At 43.6% G+C, this 20,424-nt stretch carries 19 protein-coding genes; all 19 read right to left on the bottom strand.

Annotated features, from left to right (window positions below; all coding sequences use genetic code 11):
- Positions 1-183 precede the first annotated feature (183 nt).
- Entirely contained in the window at positions 184-672 is a 489-nt protein-coding gene (locus DW677_RS12690) for a hypothetical protein (RefSeq protein WP_003500476.1), read from the bottom strand.
- Complete coding sequence (locus DW677_RS12685) at positions 669-812, bottom strand: XkdX family protein (protein WP_117567511.1); 144 nt, start codon at positions 810-812, stop codon at positions 669-671. The genes DW677_RS12690 and DW677_RS12685 overlap by 4 nt, the downstream gene beginning before the upstream one ends.
- 14 nt (positions 813-826) lie before the next feature.
- The gene (locus DW677_RS12680) at positions 827-1,138 is read right to left on the bottom strand and encodes a hypothetical protein (protein WP_117567510.1); all 312 of its coding nucleotides are present in this window, start codon (positions 1,136-1,138) and stop codon (positions 827-829) included.
- A 54-nt stretch (positions 1,139-1,192) separates the two neighbouring features.
- Positions 1,193-2,167, bottom strand: a complete 975-nt coding sequence (locus DW677_RS12675; RefSeq protein ID WP_117567509.1) for a hypothetical protein — start codon at positions 2,165-2,167, stop codon at positions 1,193-1,195.
- Between the two features lie 15 nt (positions 2,168-2,182).
- On the bottom strand, positions 2,183-3,313 hold the full coding sequence (locus DW677_RS12670; protein ID WP_117567508.1) for a hypothetical protein: 1,131 nt from the start codon (positions 3,311-3,313) through the stop codon (positions 2,183-2,185).
- Positions 3,314-3,320: 7 nt separating this feature from the next.
- Positions 3,321-4,394 (bottom strand): siphovirus ReqiPepy6 Gp37-like family protein, encoded by a 1,074-nt coding sequence (locus DW677_RS12665; RefSeq protein WP_117567507.1) that lies wholly within the window; start codon positions 4,392-4,394, stop codon positions 3,321-3,323.
- 5 nt (positions 4,395-4,399) lie between these two features.
- Positions 4,400-5,314: a phage tail domain-containing protein gene (locus tag DW677_RS12660; RefSeq protein ID WP_117469739.1), complete on the bottom strand. Its 915-nt coding sequence runs from the start codon at positions 5,312-5,314 to the stop codon at positions 4,400-4,402.
- Complete coding sequence (locus tag DW677_RS12655; RefSeq protein ID WP_117567506.1) at positions 5,311-11,724, bottom strand: tape measure protein; 6,414 nt, start codon at positions 11,722-11,724, stop codon at positions 5,311-5,313. Before DW677_RS12655 ends, DW677_RS12660 begins: the two co-directional genes overlap by 4 nt.
- Positions 11,721-12,098, bottom strand: coding sequence for an HK97 gp10 family phage protein (locus DW677_RS12650; protein WP_117567505.1), 378 nt, complete (start codon positions 12,096-12,098; stop codon positions 11,721-11,723). Before DW677_RS12650 ends, DW677_RS12655 begins: the two co-directional genes overlap by 4 nt.
- Positions 12,099-12,107: 9 nt before the next feature.
- Positions 12,108-13,100 carry a CHAP domain-containing protein gene (locus DW677_RS12645; RefSeq protein ID WP_242992169.1) on the bottom strand — a complete coding sequence of 331 codons (993 nt, stop codon included), beginning with the start codon at positions 13,098-13,100 and terminating at the stop codon, positions 12,108-12,110.
- A gap of 8 nt (positions 13,101-13,108) precedes the next feature.
- On the bottom strand, positions 13,109-13,651 hold the full coding sequence (locus DW677_RS12640) for a hypothetical protein (RefSeq protein ID WP_117567503.1): 543 nt from the start codon (positions 13,649-13,651) through the stop codon (positions 13,109-13,111).
- 14 nt (positions 13,652-13,665) lie between these two features.
- Positions 13,666-14,085: a hypothetical protein gene (locus DW677_RS12635; RefSeq protein WP_003500504.1), complete on the bottom strand. Its 420-nt coding sequence runs from the start codon at positions 14,083-14,085 to the stop codon at positions 13,666-13,668.
- Between the two features lie 83 nt (positions 14,086-14,168).
- Complete coding sequence (locus DW677_RS12630) at positions 14,169-14,873, bottom strand: hypothetical protein (RefSeq protein ID WP_003500508.1); 705 nt, start codon at positions 14,871-14,873, stop codon at positions 14,169-14,171.
- Between the two features lie 312 nt (positions 14,874-15,185).
- A complete protein-coding gene (locus DW677_RS12620; protein WP_117567502.1) occupies positions 15,186-15,518 on the bottom strand; it encodes a hypothetical protein in 333 nt (110 codons plus the stop codon).
- A gap of 22 nt (positions 15,519-15,540) precedes the next feature.
- Positions 15,541-17,412 (bottom strand): HK97 family phage prohead protease, encoded by a 1,872-nt coding sequence (locus tag DW677_RS12615; protein WP_117567501.1) that lies wholly within the window; start codon positions 17,410-17,412, stop codon positions 15,541-15,543.
- Positions 17,413-17,425: 13 nt separating this feature from the next.
- Positions 17,426-18,310 (bottom strand): hypothetical protein, encoded by an 885-nt coding sequence (locus DW677_RS12610; RefSeq protein WP_117567500.1) that lies wholly within the window; start codon positions 18,308-18,310, stop codon positions 17,426-17,428.
- Complete coding sequence (locus DW677_RS12605; RefSeq protein ID WP_117469748.1) at positions 18,310-19,662, bottom strand: phage portal protein; 1,353 nt, start codon at positions 19,660-19,662, stop codon at positions 18,310-18,312. Before DW677_RS12605 ends, DW677_RS12610 begins: the two co-directional genes overlap by 1 nt.
- Positions 19,663-19,730: 68 nt before the next feature.
- Positions 19,731-19,934 (bottom strand): hypothetical protein, encoded by a 204-nt coding sequence (locus tag DW677_RS12600; protein ID WP_117469749.1) that lies wholly within the window; start codon positions 19,932-19,934, stop codon positions 19,731-19,733.
- Between the two features lie 4 nt (positions 19,935-19,938).
- The gene (locus DW677_RS12595) at positions 19,939-20,421 is read right to left on the bottom strand and encodes a hypothetical protein (protein ID WP_117469750.1); all 483 of its coding nucleotides are present in this window, start codon (positions 20,419-20,421) and stop codon (positions 19,939-19,941) included.
- Between the last annotated feature and the right edge of the window lie 3 nt (positions 20,422-20,424).

Genomic DNA, 20,424 nt, shown 5'->3' with positions numbered 1-20,424 from the left:
CGTAGTAAATTGTATTAGGCTTTATTATTTATCCTTGCGGAACGGATAGCATCTCCTTCTTCGTTGGTTAATCGAAGAATCCGGACGAACTCCATTAGAGTTCGAAGCGTTGTTGTAGTTCGTATTGCCATTGTTGTTCACATTGGCAAAGTTAGCCGAAGAAACGACGCAATTTTTTAGATGTTACCCTTTTTCTAACCGCGACTTAATCGCCATGTCTCTTTGACGCCACCTTTTTATCAATCCGATTTCTCGGTCGATAGCTTTAACATACCGGTTGTATAAATTCAGATCTACATCAAATATTTCAACAACCCGTTGTAACTCATTGATGAGCTGCTCGCAATTTACAATGGCCGCATTCTGGTAATCTCTCCTGGTCTCGTACTCGTGCATTGACCGTGGGTAAATGGTATTTGCCGCTCTAACATTGCTCGTTATTAAGGAAGCACACTGATTTACTTTCGATTTGAAACTCCGCATCAGTTCTCTGTACTTAGCAAAGTTTTCTTCCGAAATTTCTCCATACGCATACTTCTTCCGAACAAAGCTGTCCACATCCTTAACACCAAATCCCCTTTGCATAAGGAGTATCAGCATATCATGCAACTCGATCGAGTACGTAATCGCTTCGAATTTTGACTCTTTCCTGTCGCCTAACAGAACGCTCATTCGTAATCTTTACCGGTGATCTCAGCGAACTCCTCTTTGGTGATCCAGCCCATCTTCACCGCATTACGAACCTTGGTCTCATTCCACATTTTCATGCGGTACCAAAGCTTTACTTTACTGTAATTCTTGCTATGTTCCATGGTGATCCTCCTTCTTAAAGCTCTACATTGGACATCATTGCAATGTAGGCGATGTCAGACTGCATTTTGGTTCTGGCAAATTCCTCCTCAGAAATATCTCTAAGGACAAACCAGTATTCCCCAGGAATCTGCTCAACGATCTGAACCAGTTCCATGTTAGGATGAACAGTCTCGGTTGTTCCGTCGCTGATAGTAACCGGAGAGCAGTTATCTGCAAATACAGATTCCTCGATCGTTTCCGTAGAAATGAAATTGTTTCCGTTCAGCTTAAGATTGGAAATCTCAGTCCCGTCACCGAGGGTAATTTTATAGATTTTCTCTTCCATGATTAGAAGCTCCTTTCAAAAATATAAACGGGGCACAAGGCCCCGCGATTTTAATTAACCAACCGGGAAGACCGGACGAACCCCACAAGAGTTCGAAGCGCCGTTGCAGAGCGTACCGCCATTGCTGGCCACAATGGCAAAGGTAGCCGAAGAAACGACATCTCTTAACCACTGTGCATGAGATCTGTCTGTAATAAATCTCGGGCATACCATAAACAATGCCAGCTGAGTTTTGCTAGTGGTGTAAATATTCGGAATCGTATTTCCATCAGATGCATTGCCGAAATGAATATGGCCATACATCATAATTTCACTAGGAAGTTCAATGCTGGAATCAAACCATGCTCCTCCAGACTGTTTTCCATTAGCAACTGCATTGCATAAATGTTCTCTGTGAGTAAGAACAGAACCCTGGAAAGCTGCATTGACGATTGTCTTTGCGTTCGCCAGGTTCTTTTTATACATCTCAGAACCAACGTATCCACCGGTTGTAATATTGGTAGTATTCATCTGTGCATTGTAAAGCGCTTCATCCGGCATGATCACAAGATGATGGCTGGTAAATGTAGTGTCACCGCAGTTGTACCAGTAATCCATATCAACGATACGCCAGATACGGCCTCCGATACTCCAATAATCGCCAAGGAACATTCCTTTAAAGGAACCGTCCTTAATAGCAGCTTTCTGTACCGCTGTCAGAGCGGTTCCAAGGTTCTTACCTCTGAAAAGAACTCGGCGAAGCTCTACTGGAGCGAAGCTGTCCAGTATAGCAAAGAGCGCATCTTCAGCAGCGATAGCCTTGTTTCCTTCCGTAGTCCCAACAAGAAGTTTGTTGCCGGATACTAATGCATTCACCTGTGTAAGCTCGGAAAGATTTACTCCTCCGATAAAATCTTTGGAACTTAAAAGACCGATTAACGCTTTTGCTAAAGCATCTGCTGCGATGGTCTTTGTTCCGTTAGGTCCATCAAGCAGAAAAATATTACTTGCCGCTAATGCCTGGACCTTTTCGTAGTCTGTGATTTTCATTTAATGAATCCTCCTTTATTTGATGACAAAAATAGCCCGACCTTCAATAACATCGCCATTGCTGTCACGGAGAAGATCACTGGAATATGTACGTCCAATGACCGTATCCAAATTGCTGTCAGTAATGGATGCATCCGAAGAATCGAGCACGTCTCCATAAGTACGGTATCCATTGTCGTAAAGCTTCTGATATACCGTGTATTCGTTTTCAAGGTTGGAACTGAACTGATTAAGAATATCTACCTGCTTCTGTAATTCCAGAAGTTTTTTCGCAAGACTCGCTGCCGTATTGCTGTCCAGCAGTGCCTGTAACTGCTCAAACCAACCACGAAATTCTGTTTCTGATTTCTGTTTCCAGTCAGCCATTTCAGCAGTATTGGTGCTTGTGTATTCGTTGAACCACGCCTCCCATTTTTCTTTCCAATAGGTACTTGTGGCTTCCATATCTGCTGTGTGCTCCGAGTACCAAAGGTTCCACTGAGCTTCCCATGTCAAATATGCAGACTGAATCTCCTCAGTCTGTGCCAGAAACCAGGTAGACCACTGCTCTTTCCAAAACTTATTTGTTTCTTCCATATCAGTAGTCTGCTTTTCGTAGAACTCTTTCCACTGGTCCTGCCATTGAGCAATCAAATCATCGATTTCGACCTTGTCCAATGGAGCCGTTACGAATGGACACTCTGAAGTTCCAACGCAGTTCGTGATGTTTGCCTGTCGAATAGAAGTAACTCCGGCGCCGACATAAATATACGCCAGCGGATATTGCCAGCGATCATTTGTCTTCACCATCGTAGGTTTCGTTGGATTCGATGCTGGGGTTCCTTTAATAATTTTGATGTCATTTGCTCTGACGGCCTCTCTCGAATCCACTTCAAGCACAACTGCATCATATCGGTTCAGCAGAATCTCGGACTGTGGAACTACTAACGGTAACAGAGCGTCATTCAGCGTCCAAGTGTGATTGAACCAGGCTCGTCCGACACCAACGTTGATAATCATTGCTTCCGATTCTTTTACAACCATTGCAGTTCCGACATGCTGCAATATTCCGTCCTGAATGATTCCATCGAAAATGCTGGACATCTGAATAGCATCGTAGCGCCGATCTCCTTCTTTTGAATTATAAAATCCAAATGTTACACTCACTTCTTCATCACGCTCCTTCCTGTTCTATAGTCTTAAAAGTCGGATAGACGGAATAACCGTCCTTATCTTCTGAACGAACAATTTCAAGAATACGAGCTTTTGTCTCGTGTCCGTATTCGTTCGCAATCTGTACAATGTCCCCGTTAAAGAAATCTTTTCCATACTGGAACATGATAGTTGTTTCTGTTTCTCCCTCGAATGAGGTAATGCTCACATTTTCAGCAAGCTTTTCTTTTCCTCTTTGCTGCAACTGTGCCATATACTCGGCATCGGTCAACGCATCATCGCTTCCAACATTTGAAGAAATGTCACGAGCGTCCGTAAACAATTCTCTGCGATTCAAACCAGAGCCACCACCAACCGTAGTATATCTTCGATCGGCGCCCTCACCTTCTCCACCAACCAAGGTCACTGTCTTCAACGAAGCTTTAGATTCGATGTAGTTACTATTGATGATGTTCTCGAATTTCGGTGAAAATATAACGTAGGGATTCTCCGTCTGATCGTATGATCTATCTGAACCGGCATACAACTCAAATACGAACTGATTTTCATCATTCAGAGTGATCTTGAAACCGATACCCTGCTCCTCGCAAATTTTCTGGATGACATCATACAGGTTATCTCCCGTGTACTGAGCTTCCATTTTCAACTTTGTAATTGCTGGATCGGTTGATTCTTTGAAAATAAAGTTTGGAATTTTTCGATTGCTGTCTGACGGAGAAATTACATTCTCGTTGAGCAGTGTTTTTATTCCATTTTGAAGATTTCCGCTTAATAGTTTCTGTCCCCAGACGATTCGCCTGTCGAGGATAGATTCTAATGAACGCCCAGTAACCGTTACATGGTTACCGTCTTCGGTATCTGAAGTAATCTGGATTTTCTCCACGATCATCACATGTTCAGATTCCTTGCTCTGCAAATAGTAATCCTGTTTGATGTAGTCAAGAAGACCCTCTCGCATTGCTTCATACAGTTCAAAGTCACCGTAAGCGTAATACCGATCTGTCCAGATGAAGGACTCGTACGTATCCACAATAGAGACAGCATCTAGGTTGGTGTTTAAAATTGTCACATCCATAGTGCTTATACCCCCTCGTAGACTATACGGTTCTCAATCTTAAACTGTAAATTTGTACTTCCGTACTCAGCCGTATAAGCAAAGATGTTGTCGCCCTTCGCAAGCTGGAACCAATCAGCGTTTTTATCCAGGCAGTTCAAGATGTTTGTAGTCTTTCCGTTCCTAAGAAGCGTAATCGACTTGTTTCCTTTTACGGTGCAGATAATGATTTCATCACCTGCTATAATTCCAGAGCCAGTGAATTTCTCCAATTTATCGGTATCGATCCGCATCACTTCACGAGTACCGGTATTGTAGATCGTAATATTGCTGGCTTCACCGATTGCGTGAATCGTAATAGTCACTCCGATTTCAGCGTCGCCATTGTATACAACCACCTGCTCTGTTTCATTTTTGATTTCTCCCATTTCTAGTAACGGGTCCTTAAGAGATTCATTACTGAAAGGAAACTCGAACAGTGCCTCTACACCATAGAAGATGGTTGTGTTGATTCCGTCTTTTCCGGCAGAGTAAAAGAAAGGATTCGGACACACGATTGAGATATCCGAACCCTCGTCTTTACTGAAGATTGTTGGGTCGTTTGATTCGACATACCCTTCAATCTCTGCCTGCCTATTATCGGTTTCGATAAGCATTGTGAGCTTCTTTTTAATAGGAAAATACTTGTATGAAAGCTGTCTTACGTCTTCAATGGAATCCTTCCACATATACGCAAGAGAAATAACAATGTTTCGGCTCGGCATCCTTGAAGAATTGAACAGACTTCCATCGTTTGTAGCGATTTCCGTCGTATTGATGTTCGCTTTTCCTGGTCCCAAGCCAGTTACAGACTTGATGATGAAACCGGATTCCTCCGGTCTCGCCAAATCAAGTCGGATACTATCGCCAAGATAGTTCGTAAACGTGACTGCTCGAATCAAGTTTCCACCATCCTTTCCATCGCCGAGAACTGATTCTTCGTCTGCCGATAAATCTCTGTTCTCGACAGTGCCTTAGGCGAATAGTTATTCTGTGTAAAGTTATAAGAGTTACCTGTATTCGGATTAGTATCTTCATTTTGAAGATTCCGTCCACGAGCTGCTGCAATTCCTGTGCTGACGGTTAAAGCCTGCGATCTACTGAACAGCGTATTCAGTCGATGACTCTTCTCTTCAACGTCTGACAGATCCAGAATCGGTCGAATCGTAGGCTGACCATCAACACCGTTGTCGATCATATCCTTAACCTTTGCGATTGCATTTCCGAGACCTGTTTTTGCCGAATCAGCCATTTCAGCACTGGCATTATATGCCTTCACCGCATAAGTTCCGATGGCATTAACGAATCCCAATCCAAAGAAATCACCGATGTGGTATCCTACTCTGGAAGGTGAATGCTCGTCCAGTTCGTCTTCTGCTGCTTCTGCCGCAGCCCTTGCCATTGCTCTGGCTTTAGCTTCCGCGCGGTACGTATTCTCACTGATTCCATCAGCAAATCCCTCCACCAAGTAAGTACCAGCCTGTTTAAACTGATCATGATAATCCCGGATAGCTGTTACAGAAGCATTAAGATTGCCAGTGAAAGCTGTTTTTACTTCTTCGGCTTTTTCCTTAACACCAGCGATGAACTTAATCATGCACTGCATTCCTGCATTTTGAAATTCCGGATACTTGTTCGCGATAGCTGTAAGGCATGAACTTAAGATGTTTACAAACGCATTTCTGGTTTCGTAATCTTTCGATTTAACTCCAGCAATAAGCTTGATCATGAGGTTCGCACCCGCAGTATTGAACTGAGTCTGCTTATTATTGATTGCAGTGATGCAACCGCTAATAATGTTGGTAATTGCAGTTTTGGTATTTCCGTCCTGAGATTTAATTCCGCTGATAAATTTTGTCATCAACGTAGAGCCAGCAGTATTGAACTGGGTTTGATAGTTCGTAAGAGTCGTAAGTACAGCCTGCATCATGGTCGTAAACGTAGATGTCAGATTACCTTTCTGAGCATTAGCCGCATTGATGAATGTCGTCAGAATAGAGGTCGCGGCGGATGTCACTCTTCCGCTCGCATCTGTAAACGCATTGATGAAACCGTCGATACCGTTGTTTCCAAGCTGAATCAGTGCTGTGCTAAAACCACTCATACCACTCGTATCTAATTCCGCCATTCCTTTAGCCATTTCAACAAGTCGATTCACCTGGGTAATCACACTTGACATGATTCCGGTATCGATTCCAGAAATAGAATCCGAATAACTCTTAATTCCACTTCCGAACTGAACCAGACTATCACCAAAACTACCAAGATCGTTGTCACCGGTAAACCAGCTTACAAGTCCTCCGGTATTTGGAATGGTGTTGGCAAGCTCCACTAGGGCTTTACCAGCTGTTGCTGAGTTCGTAATAGCCGCGGAGTCCATACCCATAATAGCTTCAGAATATGCCTTCATAGCTTCACCGAACGGTACAAGTTTCTCACCGAAAGTATCAACATCGTTGTTTCCAGTAAAGAATGCTACAACGCCACCTGTATTGGGAACAGTATCAGCAAGCTCGACTAAAGCCTTGCCCGCCGTTGCAGAATTGACGATTGCATCGGCTTCCAGTCCACGAACCGCATCGCCAAATGCTTTCATTGCTTCGCCAAATGGTACAAGCTGTTTTCCAAACTCACCCATATCGTTTTCACCAGCAAAGAATCCTACGACACCACCAGAATTTGGAATGGTTGTTGCCATCTCTGCCATGGCCTTGCCAGCGATTGCCGCTTCTGTAACGGCATTTGCATCGAGTCCAGTAATTGCATCCCCGAACTGTCTCATAGCTTCGCCAAATGGTACAAGCTGCTTTCCAAAGGCAGTCATGTCATTTTCTCCTGCGAAGAAAGACACTAATCCGCCTGTATTTGGAATTGTGGCTGCCATTTCAGCTAATGCTTTGCCAGCTGTCGCCGCATTTGCCACGATTTCCCCGTCCATGTTTCCGATAGCTAACGAGAAATCTCTCATAGCTTCGCCAAACGGTACAAGTTCCTCTCCGAACTTAGATAAAGACGACCCTCCTGTAAGCCAAGAAGTCAATCCCTGTAAAATATCAGCCGCTGTCAGAATAAGCACAGTCTCGGCTAATGCCTTTACTCCGTCCATCATAGATGGCTGAATCTGACTAGCTCCCTGTAAAAACGGCTGAACATTATTCATAAAAGTGGATAAATCAGCTCCAATTTGCGGGAACTGACTCGACACACCGCTCATAAATCCGCCGACGATTCCACCAACGAACTGACCGATTGCCGTTCCGATTCCCTGTAAAAGCTTTCCACCTTCTCCGATAAGCCAAGAAAGTCCTGGAAGTTTCGATAAGAGTCCGACGGCTGCAAGCACTAACGCCATCTCAGCAACAACCGCACCCATACCAAGGATTCCAACCATTGCTCCTGGAACAAGCGATGCTGTTGCACTAAGAGCAAGCATAATAGCTGATAACAGACCGATTCCGGCAATTCCTTTTAGCAAAGCTCCAGTATCGATTCCTCTCAGTGCATCGACGATACCAGCGAAAAATGCTACGAGTACATCGACACCAGCTTTAATCAGTGACGGCAGATTACTAGCAATACCATCTAAAATTCCAATAAGGAATTTGAAAGCTAGATCTACAATTTGAGGCGTATAAGTAACCAGAGCCGCTAATACACCAACCACTAATTGTAAAGCTCCGTCTGCCAGCTGCGGTACACAGGATACGAAAACATCGATCAGCGTTAAGACAACTGCCTTTACAGCTTCACCAATAGCTGGCGCTCCGGCAGCAATAACTTTGCAGATTGCGATAATTCCTTCTCCGACTTTTGTAAGAACAGCCGGAATTAAGCCAGCGATACCAGTAACGATAACTGTCAGTGCTGCTACGATTGCAGTCGCTCCAGCGGCACCAGCAGTTGCCAGCGCTGTGAATCCGATAGCAAGTGCCGAAAGTCCTGTGCCAGCTGCAAGTAAACCCGCTCCGATTGTAAGAACCCCAACACCAATCAATGCAAACGCTCCCGATAATGCCAGAATAGTCGGAACCAATGGTGTAAGTACCGCGCCTGCTACGCCGATAATCGTGAATGCTCCGGCAATAGAAATAAGTCCTTTCGCAATCGCTTCCCACGATAACGCTCCCAAAATACTGAGTACCGGCGCAAGAACAGCTAAGGCTCCGGACGCAACCAACAATGCTGCTGATCCACCAAGCGTACCTTTCATGAAATTGAGACTGATAGCCAACTCAGCTAAGGCCCCACCCATGACGGTAAGACCTCTACCGATCTCTTCCCACTGCATACCTCCGAATTTACTCATACAGTTTGCAATGGTTTCAAGTGCGCCGCCGACGATAACGAGCCCAGTTCCAATACCGATCATGTTCTTCGGCATCAGATTAACAGCAATAGCTACCTCTGCAAGTGCGCCGCCCATAGCAGTTAAACCTCTGCCGATTTCATCCCACTGTAATTGACCAAAATCTTTTACAGCGGAAGCAAAGATTTTCATTGCAGCGCCAATAGCAATTAAGGCTACGCCAGTAGACATTACGTGTTTTGCATTTCCAGCCAAATTCGTAAAGACAGCAAGTTCGGCAAGTAATCCACCAATTCCAGCTAATCCTTTTCCAATCTCGCTCCACTCCATCTGACCAAAGTCTTTGCAAGCGGACGCCAAAACCTTCATTGCTGCCGACAGAATAACGATTCCAGTTGCAGTGCTGATCATTTTCCCGTTGAATTTTGCAACTCTAAGGAATACAGCAATCTCAGCAAATAATACTCCTACTCCTGTTAATCCACGTCCGAGTTCATCCCACTGTAATTTCGATAAATCCTCACATGCTGAAGCCAGAATTTTGATAGCCGCTCCAAATATAATTAAGCTGGTAGCGCCTTTCATAACCTGCTTCTGACTGCTTGCCATGGCTTTAGATGATGCAACAACAATAGTCGTAAGACCAGCAATTCCAACCAACCCTCTTGCAAGTTCACCCCAATCAAGGTCTGAAACCTTCTTCAAAGCTCCTGCCAAAATGGATACTGCAACTGACATAGCAATCATTGCGGTACATGCTTTAGATACTTTTCCCGTATCACTACTGATTTTATTGAAAATCGCCATCGCTCCAAGTAAATTAGCAAAGAGTACAGTAATTGCTCCAAGAGAAGCTGATAGTTTATCACTATCGATCAGGGAAATTGCAACGATAGAACCTGCAAGCAAAGCGATTGCTGCTCCAATTTTAAGTAGCGTTCCAGCTTTAAGATTTGTCTGATATGCCTCAAAGCAGCCTCTGACCCCGTCAAGAATTCCAGTTACTCCTTCGAGAACGCCATTTAACCCCTCAAGAGGTTCGGTTACACTCTTTAAGAATTTAGAAACTGATAAAGCAATTCCACCGACAGCAATGCTGTTAAGAATGTCAAGAACTCCGCTGAAATCTGCATTTCCAAGTTTCTCGGCAAGTGTTCCCATCATAGTCCCGACTGCATCGGCAATACCGCCAGCAATTACCTTTACAGCTGTCCACAATGCTTCCATGACTTTGAGAAATTTGCATTTTTCCAGTGCTTCTCCCATCATCTCAAAAGCAACAATGACTCCGCTCTTCATTTTTCCAGCACCATCACCAATCTGAGCCATGCGATCATGTACTCGTTCAAGGAATGAGTGGAATAATTCAAATCCAGGGAAATCGAACTTCTCCCCTGCGGCTTTTCCAAATTCTTTTACTTTTTCTCCGGCAGTTTTAACAAACGTAATAACTGTCTTTACGATATCAACAACAGTCGAAACTGCTTTACCAAAGATATCTGTCTTCTTTACAGTTTCATCAAGCTTAACGAGATACTCACCGAAGCTTCCGGTAAGTGATAACACCCCGTTTCCAGCCGGTAAGAAAAGACCAATCAATTCGCCGACACCACCAGCAACAGCTTTGAAAGCTTGTCCGACGATATCAAGCACTGCAAATACGCCATTAAACGTATTCTTTAGATTCTTTGAACTCTCTTCCCCCATTTTGAATTTTGCTGTAAGATCACGGATACGTTCTGTGATTTCGGCTAACTGTTTTCCAGTCATTGGCGGAAAGATTTCGTTAAATGCCTCCCGAACAGGCTTAGCAACGCTAACCAGTCCCTCGAAAACATTCTTTACTGCTTCGATCATCATGGTTCGACCACCAAGGTCTTTCCAATCCTGAAGCATTTTATTTCTTGCATCGGCAGAAGCATTGATTACGGCACTGAACGTATCACTCACTTCCGTAAGTAATTCCTTCGCCTCTTCAAAGTCGCCGACGATAATTTCCCAGCTTTGTGTCCATCCGGACTGGGCAGCCTCTTTCAATGTGTCGAATAACTGGGTAAAAGTTTTTACTTTTGTCGCAGCATCATTCGCGGTCTTACCCATCTCCATGATGGATTTGATCTGATCATCGGTGTATCCCATGGTTCGAAGCTGATCTTCGTTGAGATCGCCTGTAAATTTTGCCAAAGTTTCAGTCAAGATGTCAGAGGTAAGCCATCCTTTACTAAGGGTCTCTCTGAATGAGCCCTCATCTTTGATCATCTCATCAATGGCAATTCCATGAACTTTAGCCGTTTCTTTCAGCGCATCCTGGAATACCTGACCACCCATACCAGCGTTTACTACTGAGTTCCAGTCCTGTAATTTTACTGTTCCTGCCGCTAATGCTTGTGAAAGCTGATACATAGCGGTGCTTGCCTGCTGAGAGTTGGAACCTGATACGGCTGCAAGGTTCGCAATACCCTTGATAGCGGCTACAGATGTGTCCAAATCTACGCCAGCCGCAGTGAACGTACCAATGTTACGGGTCATTTCCGTAAAATTGTAAATGGTCATATCTGCATAATGGTTTAGTTCATCCAACGCATTGTTTACCTGATCAAGCGTTGTGCCTTTTGAAGAGGTATTTGCAAGGATTGTCTGAACGGCATTGATCTGGGTCTCATACTCCTCAAAACCGGTTTTAATCGGATCGATGGTAAAAGCGGAGACAAGATTTTTTCCAGCAGCAAGTGCAGAGTTGGTAATGTTCTGCAAAGCTGTAATCGCCATCACTTCCAATGCCGAAAATCGCACTCGCACAGTCTCAACTGCATTACTCAGCGGTGACATATTCCCACTGCATTTATTTGCGGCATCGTTTACGGTTTCTAAGCCTTTTGCTGCCCCTTCGAGGTTAAGACTCTTCTTCAACTTATCGAGGCTTGATAAACTGGTCTGAATATTTTGCTCAAACTGTTTGTTATCAAACCGCATTTCGACGACACGTTCGTCAACGGTTGTACTCATAGCTTAGTAACCTCCTTCCATGCCGCATCTGCAATTTTGTCAAAAATAGGCTGGATAGCAGGATTGATGTAGTCTCGCCCCTGTACCCAGCCGCCGTTTCTTGTTGCGTGTCCGTACTGCAAAATGACTGCAATAGGGACTCCATTTTGAATATTTGTGTTATAAAAGCTGATTGACACGGAACCTTGCTTCTGCTCGATCTTGTAGTGCCACGAATTTGCTGTCTGTCCTGTATCAACTGGTGTTGCAGACGCAAGGGCGGCTACGCCCTCTCGACCATACTTATCGAGGTCACCGAGACGAACCGATTCCTTTGCTCGCTCTAAGAATCGAGTCAGCTTAGAAAAATCACCCTTTTGTCTGAACGTGATCATATGAATCTCCTACTTTGCTAAGTAAGCACTGGATGAGAAGCCAGTATACTGCACACCATCAAGTACAAACTGGATGTACAGCCACTTAACTCCGTTTGCCATTGTGTAGTAGCCATAGCATTTAACCTTAGTGCCAGCCGGGATTTTACAAATAGCTTTCTTATTGGTTCCGGCATCATTACGGCAATAAAGAACTGCCGTTGTTTTATATTCACCAGCACAGGTTTTGTTAAACTGCTTGGCAGAACAGGTAGCCACCACTTTCTTTGAAACTGACTGGTTCTGATCCTGTTTGGTGTTGGACGGTGTTACCGCCGATCCATTCAGAATCTGATTAACCATGTTCTGAACTTCAGAGTAGCTGTATCCGTACTCAGTAAGCAATTTCTTACGATTCTCGCCGCTTCCCCACAGTCCAACGATAACCTCATGAGCGATGGTTTTGATGTCTTTACCCTTGCTTAATCCAGGAGCGGCAACAGTATTGTCGTCGTACTTTGGTGTGATGAAGCCGCGGATAAATTTTCCGTTAATAGACAGCGTTCTCTTCTTGACCGCATTACTGTAGTTGCCCTCTTCGATAACCATGTAACCGGATTCCTTATGCACCTCGATTACGGTACCGACATGATCCGGATTGCCAGAGTTGTCACCGAATCCGTTATCCTGCCAGTCATACAAAATCGCATCTCCAGGACTCGGAACATAAGCATCGTTCTCCTGCCAACATCCCATTTTCTTTGCCGCTTCAATGAGGTAATAGCAGGAAATTTCCATAGGCATAATGCTCTCATATCGGAGAGCTGCCGCTAATGCAGACCAGGTGCAAGCGCACCAAGCCCAGTCATAGCGCATACGAATGCCACGAGGAAATTTGCCGGCGCAGATCTTCTCAAAGAAGTCGTTATACAAATCGATAATACTTTTGTGTGAACCGTTCGATTCTTTCTTTCCTTCCCAGGATTTGACAAGATTTACAACGGCCTGCCTTGATTTCGCCATTTTAATCACTATCCTTTCGAATTAAATTTCTTTTTGTTTGCGGCGTTTACTTCCGCATGATGTCTGTATAAATCTCGTTTGCTCCTCTTCTTCGGGGGCTTATTTTCCGCATTGCAAATCCGGATAAGCATTAACAAACGATTCAAATGCCATTTCTGACACTCAAACGGAATGTGATACGCGGTCATCCAATAATAGATAAGCTCACTGGTTATCTGCTGCCTGTTTATTGGACCACCCTTTTCTTCCTTAACAGTCGAAGCCGTCATAGGCGCTTCAATATAGGCATTTACCGCATCAATGTGAGAATTGGTAATGCATTGATAGACCAGCGGGTCAACATTCTGTGTGAGTGTCATACAGCGTATATAATCAATGGTTTCTTCAATAGTCTTCTGCTCTTTAGTTAAGAAGACTTTGCACCATTTACTTTCCCATTTTGAAAGTGAAACGAGCGAATGCTCCAAACGCAACTTCTGTTCCTTTACAGGGATAAATCGCTGATTCCGCTCATCCCACAGATCAGTTCTTGGTATCGTAAGTTCAAGCATTCGATCTCACCTCTTTAGTTCATGGTGGCAACCACAGGAGCAATCTCCGGATTTTCCGAATGCTTCTTGATATCTACAACTTTCGGAATTACATGGTTTACGAATTCAGCGGCTTTGCTGTCATCTGTAGCCAGTTCCATAAACAGAAGATTGTAGAACTGAGTGCAGGCAAACTTTCTGGAAATCTCTTCGGACTTCTCGAAATATGTGCCGTCAGCACTCTTCTCTCCGTATGCCTTTAAGATAAATTCCTTAAAGAACTTGATAATGGTCGGCTGATCTTTTGCATCTACGATGCGCTGAAGCATCTCAGCAACTCCACCAGCTGTGCCCAATTCCATCTCCATAACCTCTGTTTCGGTAAGGTTGAAGAGCTTTGTTTCAGTGCGTTCAACACCATTAAAATCTTTATAAGTCTTTGTTACTGCATACATAATTTTGTTCTCCTTTCAAATAAAAAGGAGTCGCCAGCTTTCCTGAATACGACTCCATCTGTGGTTTGTGTATTATTTTTTTATTAACCTTCTGCGGTCATAATCTTAATTACTTCATCTGGAAGCGGAAGTCTCGGTTCAACACCATCGTCTGCTTCGGCAGAAGAAGGATCTTTACCATACAGGATCTCTTCAAGAGCAGCCAGTTTCTTAGCATCGACCTTGGTAGAATCGAAGGTGAGAATAGAAGTAGGCTTCAGCTTCTTTCCATCGATTAAGGTTGCAATCTCAACCGGTGTGGTGCTAAACTCCCAGGATAAGGTAATAGCTTCCGGACTGTCATTTACAGTGGAATAACCTTTCTCGGAAGGGGAAGCTAAGCAACCATACACAAGATGAAGCTTATAACCGTAATCGTTGGAATCAACATCGTTGCCGAGGAGTGTCTTGTAAGATAAGCCAAACATCTTACGGTTCTGCTGACCAGCGAACACTCCAGGAGCGATTTCTTTGGAACCATCGCACTCTGCAAATTCATCCGGTGCCATATAAGCTTCGATCGTACCGCCAAATTCCTCTGCGGACATAAGGTTCAGATACTTGATGTTGTCTGCATAAATTGCAGTAGGTTCTGCTCCGGACGGACTCTCTGTTACGGTGCTAAGACCATTCCATGCGGTACCAGAGTTATATACGCCGCCGGTCTGAATCGGATAAAGGACACCCTGGCTGACACCGGTCTCATACAGGCGCTCGCCAGTCTTATCCCAAACGAGTTTCTTTTTCATAGAATTTGTCCTCCTTAAAAGAATATTTCAAAGACATCGTGATTTAAGTTGTCTTTCGTGTAATGCCGATTGAATCGACTTGTCGGCATAGATGCCACCTTGCCAACGAGAGAACTATCTGGATCGCTGTCAATAACTGTTACCGAATACTTTCTCGCAGACAAATAAACCCCGTCATTCGCAAACGTATTCTCGATATCGTCGAGAGCGTAAACGATGGCGGGGTACTTCATTTTTACCGATGACGGTGGTTGAAAATAAGCTCGACACTCTAATCCTTTGTCCGGGCACGAGAGAATGGCGCATAGAATATTATGCAGTTTCATTCGTCTGCTCATTGTAAACACCTCCAACGGTCAATATTAAACGGGGATACTGAACTTCAACATTTGAAATTTTCCATTTAGCCCCCATATACTCGATAAATCTCATCGAATGAAAATTCGCATAAGCAAACGGATCGGCTACAATGCTAAATTCATTCGACACGTTGAGATTGTCGTTAAGGTTATCTGAACTCTGATACTGTCGAGTATTCCGAATAACATCTCCGTAGTAGTCACGAACTGTAATCGTCTCTCCCCAGACACCAGGTCGAATCTCCTCTGTTACGGCATAACCGATTGCCCCGTAGAATTTACTCATTTTGAATTTTCTCCTCTAAGACTTAGACGGTATGATCCTCAGAAGCAGAAGATGCGGATGTTACATCCTCTTCGATTGCGATTGCAGAGTATACACGAGTAAGCGCACCAGAGCATCTGGTCTCAAGCAGAGACTTTTCCTGGTTGAAGTCGATATCGAACTGAGTGAAATGAGTAACCTCTCCACCCTTGGTTGCACCGAGGGAGTAATCTGCCAGATTTGCGATGATAGCAACCAGCTTCTTCTTTTTGTTGTCCGATGTGGTTCTGGTCTTGCCCTCGAACTGCTCCGCAGTATTGATGCTGCCGACATTCAGTGCAGTAGCAAGTTCTGCCTTGGAAGAGTAAATACGTCTTCCGTTAATATCTCTTGCCAGGAGCATCTGATTAAGCATGTGAGGAGTAATGAACAGATCCGGAGTTCCGGTTCCCTTGTAATTTTCTCTTGCATACAGAGCCGTATTGATCATAGCTTCTGCGATGATATAATTCTCACCGAAGTTAGCCGCTGTATTAGTTCCCTGAAGCTCTTTCTTTGCAGCTGCGACATCGAGATCAACATGAATGGTGTACAGATCGTCATCAAGCCAAATCGGTCTGATATGATCCGGAGAGATTTTACCCTCATCGCCATCATCACGACCATCGCCCAGCATAATCGCAGTTGCCAGTTCTTCGTTAAGCATCATGCGATCGATATTGTACAGATAGCTAACATAATCAAAATCAGTGATATCCACAATATCATCCCGGTTAAGCGCATCCTTAATATATACGGTCTGTGGATCGGTGGTTCTTCTAACAAGCTTGAAGTTTCCAGCCTGAGCCTTCTCTTTTCCTTTCTTATAGCCCTTTGCTCTCAGGGTATCGATATTACGGATATCAGCCTGTCTGGTTCTGATTCTGGAAATCGGACTCTTATGAACTTTGTTCATTACGGTTGTAATCCAACCCTGGTCGTTGGTAATCAGTTCCGGTGCACCAGGACGTACATCCTTGTATTCCGGGAACAGAAGTGTTACATTACCATCTCCTGTCTGAGCAAATCCACTCGCAAGAGCGTCATGCTGAAGTGCGTTTTCGTTAGCATAGATCTCCAGCGCTGACTGGAATGTTCCAACCTGGCTAGTCTTTGCCAGCTTAAGGATCTCCTCCTGGTCTGCGTGAGACAGAAAGCTCTTATCATCGCGCTTGTCGGTGTCAAAAACATTGTGTTTCATATTGTCATCTCCTCCTTTAGATTCATCATCCTCTTTTTTAGGATTTTCTTTGTCTACGAATTCAGCCATCATGGCGAAAACTGCTGTCTGCTGTTTCTCGTTCATGGATTTAAAAATGTCTTCGATAGTCTCAACCTTATCGTCTTTTTTCTCTCTATTATCTGATTTGTCATTAGGCTCGATTTTTTCTTCTTCCTTCTTTTTATCCAGCTCATCTGCGGAATGCTCCAACCGACCCATGATCATTTCATTATAGCCAATGACAATACCGGTTTCCCCATCGCCATGCATCACCACATCATCGATAAATGCTCCTGGATTTGCACCGGCTAATACCAGACTTACTTCTCTGATAATGCCATGAACAACATCGTGTCCGGCCTGTTTAAGCTGATTGGCAAAGATAGAAAGAGACTGTACGTCGCCATGTTTTACAAGTTCCCGTGCAGTCTTTCCTGATTCTGTATCATTAAATTCACAGAACGCATAAACTCCTTCATCTCTATTTTCGAGATGAGCTAATCCAAGCACATTCGCCGGATCAGCATGATTATGCATCCATACTAACGGGACAGTCTGCCCGTTCTGTCCTTTGAAAGCGTCTTTTTTAATGACTCTTCCATCGGCACACTGAAGATCATTTCTAGTGGCCCAGCCACCAAAGTCATACTTCATTTTGATTTTCCTCCTATTTTCTGATATAGTACGATAACGGATGCGATGTCTTCTTTGATGAGCTGGAAGACTTTTTCTTTGATTTCTTGACCTTCTTGTACTCTGACTGAATCTTGTCAAATTCATCCTGATAGGTTTGTTCATATGACGAATCAAGGTCAGCTTTAGCCGCTTTGTAAGCTTCTCTAACTGACTTAACCGCTGCTTTAAGCTCGGAGCTAACTTTTGCTCTTTCACTTTTAGCATTAGCATGGTTCTCAGCTTTTTCTTCCTTGGTATCGGACGATACTTTCACTTTCTTGTTTGTCGCATCTGTTCGAACACTAGCCTTGTCCGTTTTGGCATCGCTACTGATTTTTGCTTTATCTGATTTTGCATCGTTTCTAAGCTTTGCAATCTTTGCGGTTCTTTCAGCAACACGCTTAGATCTCTCAGCCTTAGATAATCCTGATGGAATTTCTATTGCCATCAAACGCTCGATTTCGGCATCCTTTTTATTATCGATTCGTTCCTTCTGGCTAGATGATTCCTTTTCAATTTCTTCCAAATCAGAATCTTTATCAGTATCGATGCTTTTCTTCCTATCGGAAGCATTTTGGGTTAAGGCCTCATTCAGTTCTTTCAAACGAGAAGATATCTGTTCCCTCGTTGCTTCTGCTTTTTCACGAAGTTCCGTAATTTTCTGATCTCGCTTTTCCTGCTCTTCTTTGACCTTTGCTGCCTTTTCAGATTTGATATTATTTTTTGTATAAGACCAAATCTTCTTTCCCTCATCATTCAGCGATGTGGTAGAACGGCCTTTTAACTCTCTGGTACGCATATAGTATTCATGCGCTTTCTGAGGATCGTAATAGGGCGATGCATAATGTCTAAGAACCGCAACTTTAGGTTCATCCATTAAGAATCATCTCCCTCCTTATCATCGCCAGACGTATAATTGCCGATGATGTCATCGATTTGTGCAGAAATGCTGTCAAGAACTTCATTAACCAGAGCATCGTAATCACTGGTATCGCTGGATTCTGTTTCTTCACCGCTCGTCGTAGCATCTGTTACGGAACTACCACCAGGCTCACTTAAATTGCTGTTTCTCAATTCATCAGCCTTAGGATCAGCGGATGGCTTCCAACCAATTACCTGTCTGATTTCGTTTGATGTAGCAATTTCATTTCTGGTAAACTTATCAGAAATTTCAGCAAGATCAGCTACCGGAACAAGCTTGAATGGATCTCTAAAGAACATGATTGACTTGTTTTGGGCTCTGGCAGTCTTCGTTAAGAATTTTCTCTTCATTTCATCAACGATTGCGGAAATGATCGGTTCGATTGTCCGGTTGTAATAATTCAGCATAGTCTTCTCGTCTGCGGTACCATCTAAGATGCTCTGAGTGATTCCTAACTGGCTGTAAAGCATACTCGTTAAGTATTCAATCTGCTTCATTAGATTGTTTTCCAACGAACGATTCAACTGTGTGATTCGCTCTGTTCCGTCAGTATAAGCAATGCCATACTTAGAACCGGACAACTGCTGCTCGATATCTTTACGCCGCTTCTCTGCCTGCTGACGCCTTGCCTCTGATTTAATTACATAAGGTAGCTGAATGATCAAATCCAACTTGCCGGAGCTGCTCTGTTCATCGACAGCATCTAACAAATTCAATTTTCGAATAAGCCTCTGCATCGTCGAATTCGGTTCGTTAATTACCGCATACAGTGGATTTTCTACGATAGCAACCGTATCTTTCGGAACAACAATTTCTTGTTTTCGCCCAGTATTTTCGTTATATACCTCAACACGGACGTGACGAGGATACCAGTCACGAATTCGACCAACTCGCATCGAAAGAATCTGATATCCTTTTGTGTCATCTGGATCATCATCGGTATCCACAGGAATGATTGCTACACAGCCTTCATCCATCATGGACATAACAACATCTTGGATAAATGCCCTACCAGTCTGATCAAGATTGGCTTCCAACGACAAACATTCGTTTAAACCGCTTTTTATAACATTTAAAAACCGCCCTTCATCATCCAACTGAACGTGCTGAATGTTGATGGCGGCTACGTCTAAAGCGATTCTATTGTATACGGACGTGACTATCGATCTTTCGTTTCCTCTGGTAAGGCGAAAACGATCAGGACGATATGAATAACCCGAACCGATATTCTGTGACATCATGGTAGGGGCTCTATTGCGAAAAGCATTCCAGGCATTTTTAAACCTGGAACTTAATGATAAATCCATTTTGAATTCTCACCTCCTAAAAATAGGCAAAAAAAAAGACCCCTTTTCTTAAGAGGTCTCCAGTAATTTTACACCGGTATTTTGTTCAGTATAGATTCGCATATGATTCCGTTACTATCGGGATTATAATGCTCGTCTAAACACTTCAGTGTCAGGAAATTCCCAACCTTTTCTTCTATGTCTGCCCAATATTCATCGGTCTCAGATAAACCGTTAAAATTGCAGTCCAATCCGAGTGACTGCATAAGGTTTATTTCTTCTTCACTGAACATATGCTCATCCTTTCTTTAAATATTTACGCTTTGTTCTACTTCCTGTACACCAAGTGGTTGTTATGGTTCCATTTTCAGGATTCACTGCTACTGTCGCAGATTTCCCTATAAACTGCTGACTTGGTCGTCCAAGGTTATCGGTTTTTGTTTTAATGCTACCATGATTCAACGGATTTTTCAATGCATCCAAAATTCCTTCAACGGTTACCGGTCTTGATTCTGTTTGTGTCCTATCAAGGGCATGATCTGAAAAGCGTGTAACCAATATTCCGTTTGAAGCTTTTACAGGTGTTCGCAACTTACTATTCATTCTTGCCTGGATAGAGCTTCTATCATGAGCTAATTGTTCTTTCGTTCTCCGAACTCCCCATTTCATACCTTTTATTCCATAATGCATCAAATTATCATTTGATTCGATACGAGCTACTTTTCTGATGGTGTAGGGTCGTAATACAGAAGAGCAATCAATTAACTTTGCTATTAGCATCTT

Source organism: Clostridium sp. AM25-23AC (genome assembly GCF_003435125.1).
In the GTDB taxonomy this organism is placed as follows: Bacteria; Bacillota; Clostridia; order Lachnospirales; family Lachnospiraceae; genus Pilosibacter; species Pilosibacter fragilis.
The sequence above is the reverse complement of the archived record's forward strand: the minus strand, read 5'-3'. Positions and strand labels throughout refer to the sequence as shown.

Bases quoted from the DNA above. Each gene is read 5' to 3' on its own strand.
- DW677_RS12690 (WP_003500476.1), bottom strand. From the start codon at position 672: ATGAGCGTTCTGTTAGGCGACAGGAAAGAGTCAAAATTCGAAGCGATT.
- DW677_RS12685 (WP_117567511.1), bottom strand. From the start codon at position 812: ATGGAACATAGCAAGAATTACAGTAAAGTAAAGCTTTGGTACCGCATG.
- DW677_RS12680 (WP_117567510.1), bottom strand. From the start codon at position 1,138: ATGGAAGAGAAAATCTATAAAATTACCCTCGGTGACGGGACTGAGATT.
- DW677_RS12675 (WP_117567509.1), bottom strand. From the start codon at position 2,167: ATGAAAATCACAGACTACGAAAAGGTCCAGGCATTAGCGGCAAGTAAT.
- DW677_RS12665 (WP_117567507.1), bottom strand. From the start codon at position 4,394: ATGGATGTGACAATTTTAAACACCAACCTAGATGCTGTCTCTATTGTG.
- DW677_RS12655 (WP_117567506.1), bottom strand. From the start codon at position 11,724: ATGAGTACAACCGTTGACGAACGTGTCGTCGAAATGCGGTTTGATAAC.
- DW677_RS12650 (WP_117567505.1), bottom strand. From the start codon at position 12,098: ATGATCACGTTCAGACAAAAGGGTGATTTTTCTAAGCTGACTCGATTC.
- DW677_RS12645 (WP_242992169.1), bottom strand. From the start codon at position 13,100: ATGGCGAAATCAAGGCAGGCCGTTGTAAATCTTGTCAAATCCTGGGAA.
- DW677_RS12640 (WP_117567503.1), bottom strand. From the start codon at position 13,651: ATGCTTGAACTTACGATACCAAGAACTGATCTGTGGGATGAGCGGAAT.
- DW677_RS12635 (WP_003500504.1), bottom strand. From the start codon at position 14,085: ATGTATGCAGTAACAAAGACTTATAAAGATTTTAATGGTGTTGAACGC.
- DW677_RS12630 (WP_003500508.1), bottom strand. From the start codon at position 14,873: ATGAAAAAGAAACTCGTTTGGGATAAGACTGGCGAGCGCCTGTATGAG.
- DW677_RS12620 (WP_117567502.1), bottom strand. From the start codon at position 15,518: ATGAGTAAATTCTACGGGGCAATCGGTTATGCCGTAACAGAGGAGATT.
- DW677_RS12615 (WP_117567501.1), bottom strand. From the start codon at position 17,412: ATGAAGTATGACTTTGGTGGCTGGGCCACTAGAAATGATCTTCAGTGT.
- DW677_RS12610 (WP_117567500.1), bottom strand. From the start codon at position 18,310: ATGGATGAACCTAAAGTTGCGGTTCTTAGACATTATGCATCGCCCTAT.
- DW677_RS12605 (WP_117469748.1), bottom strand. From the start codon at position 19,662: ATGGATTTATCATTAAGTTCCAGGTTTAAAAATGCCTGGAATGCTTTT.
- DW677_RS12600 (WP_117469749.1), bottom strand. From the start codon at position 19,934: ATGTTCAGTGAAGAAGAAATAAACCTTATGCAGTCACTCGGATTGGAC.
- DW677_RS12595 (WP_117469750.1), bottom strand. From the start codon at position 20,421: ATGCTAATAGCAAAGTTAATTGATTGCTCTTCTGTATTACGACCCTAC.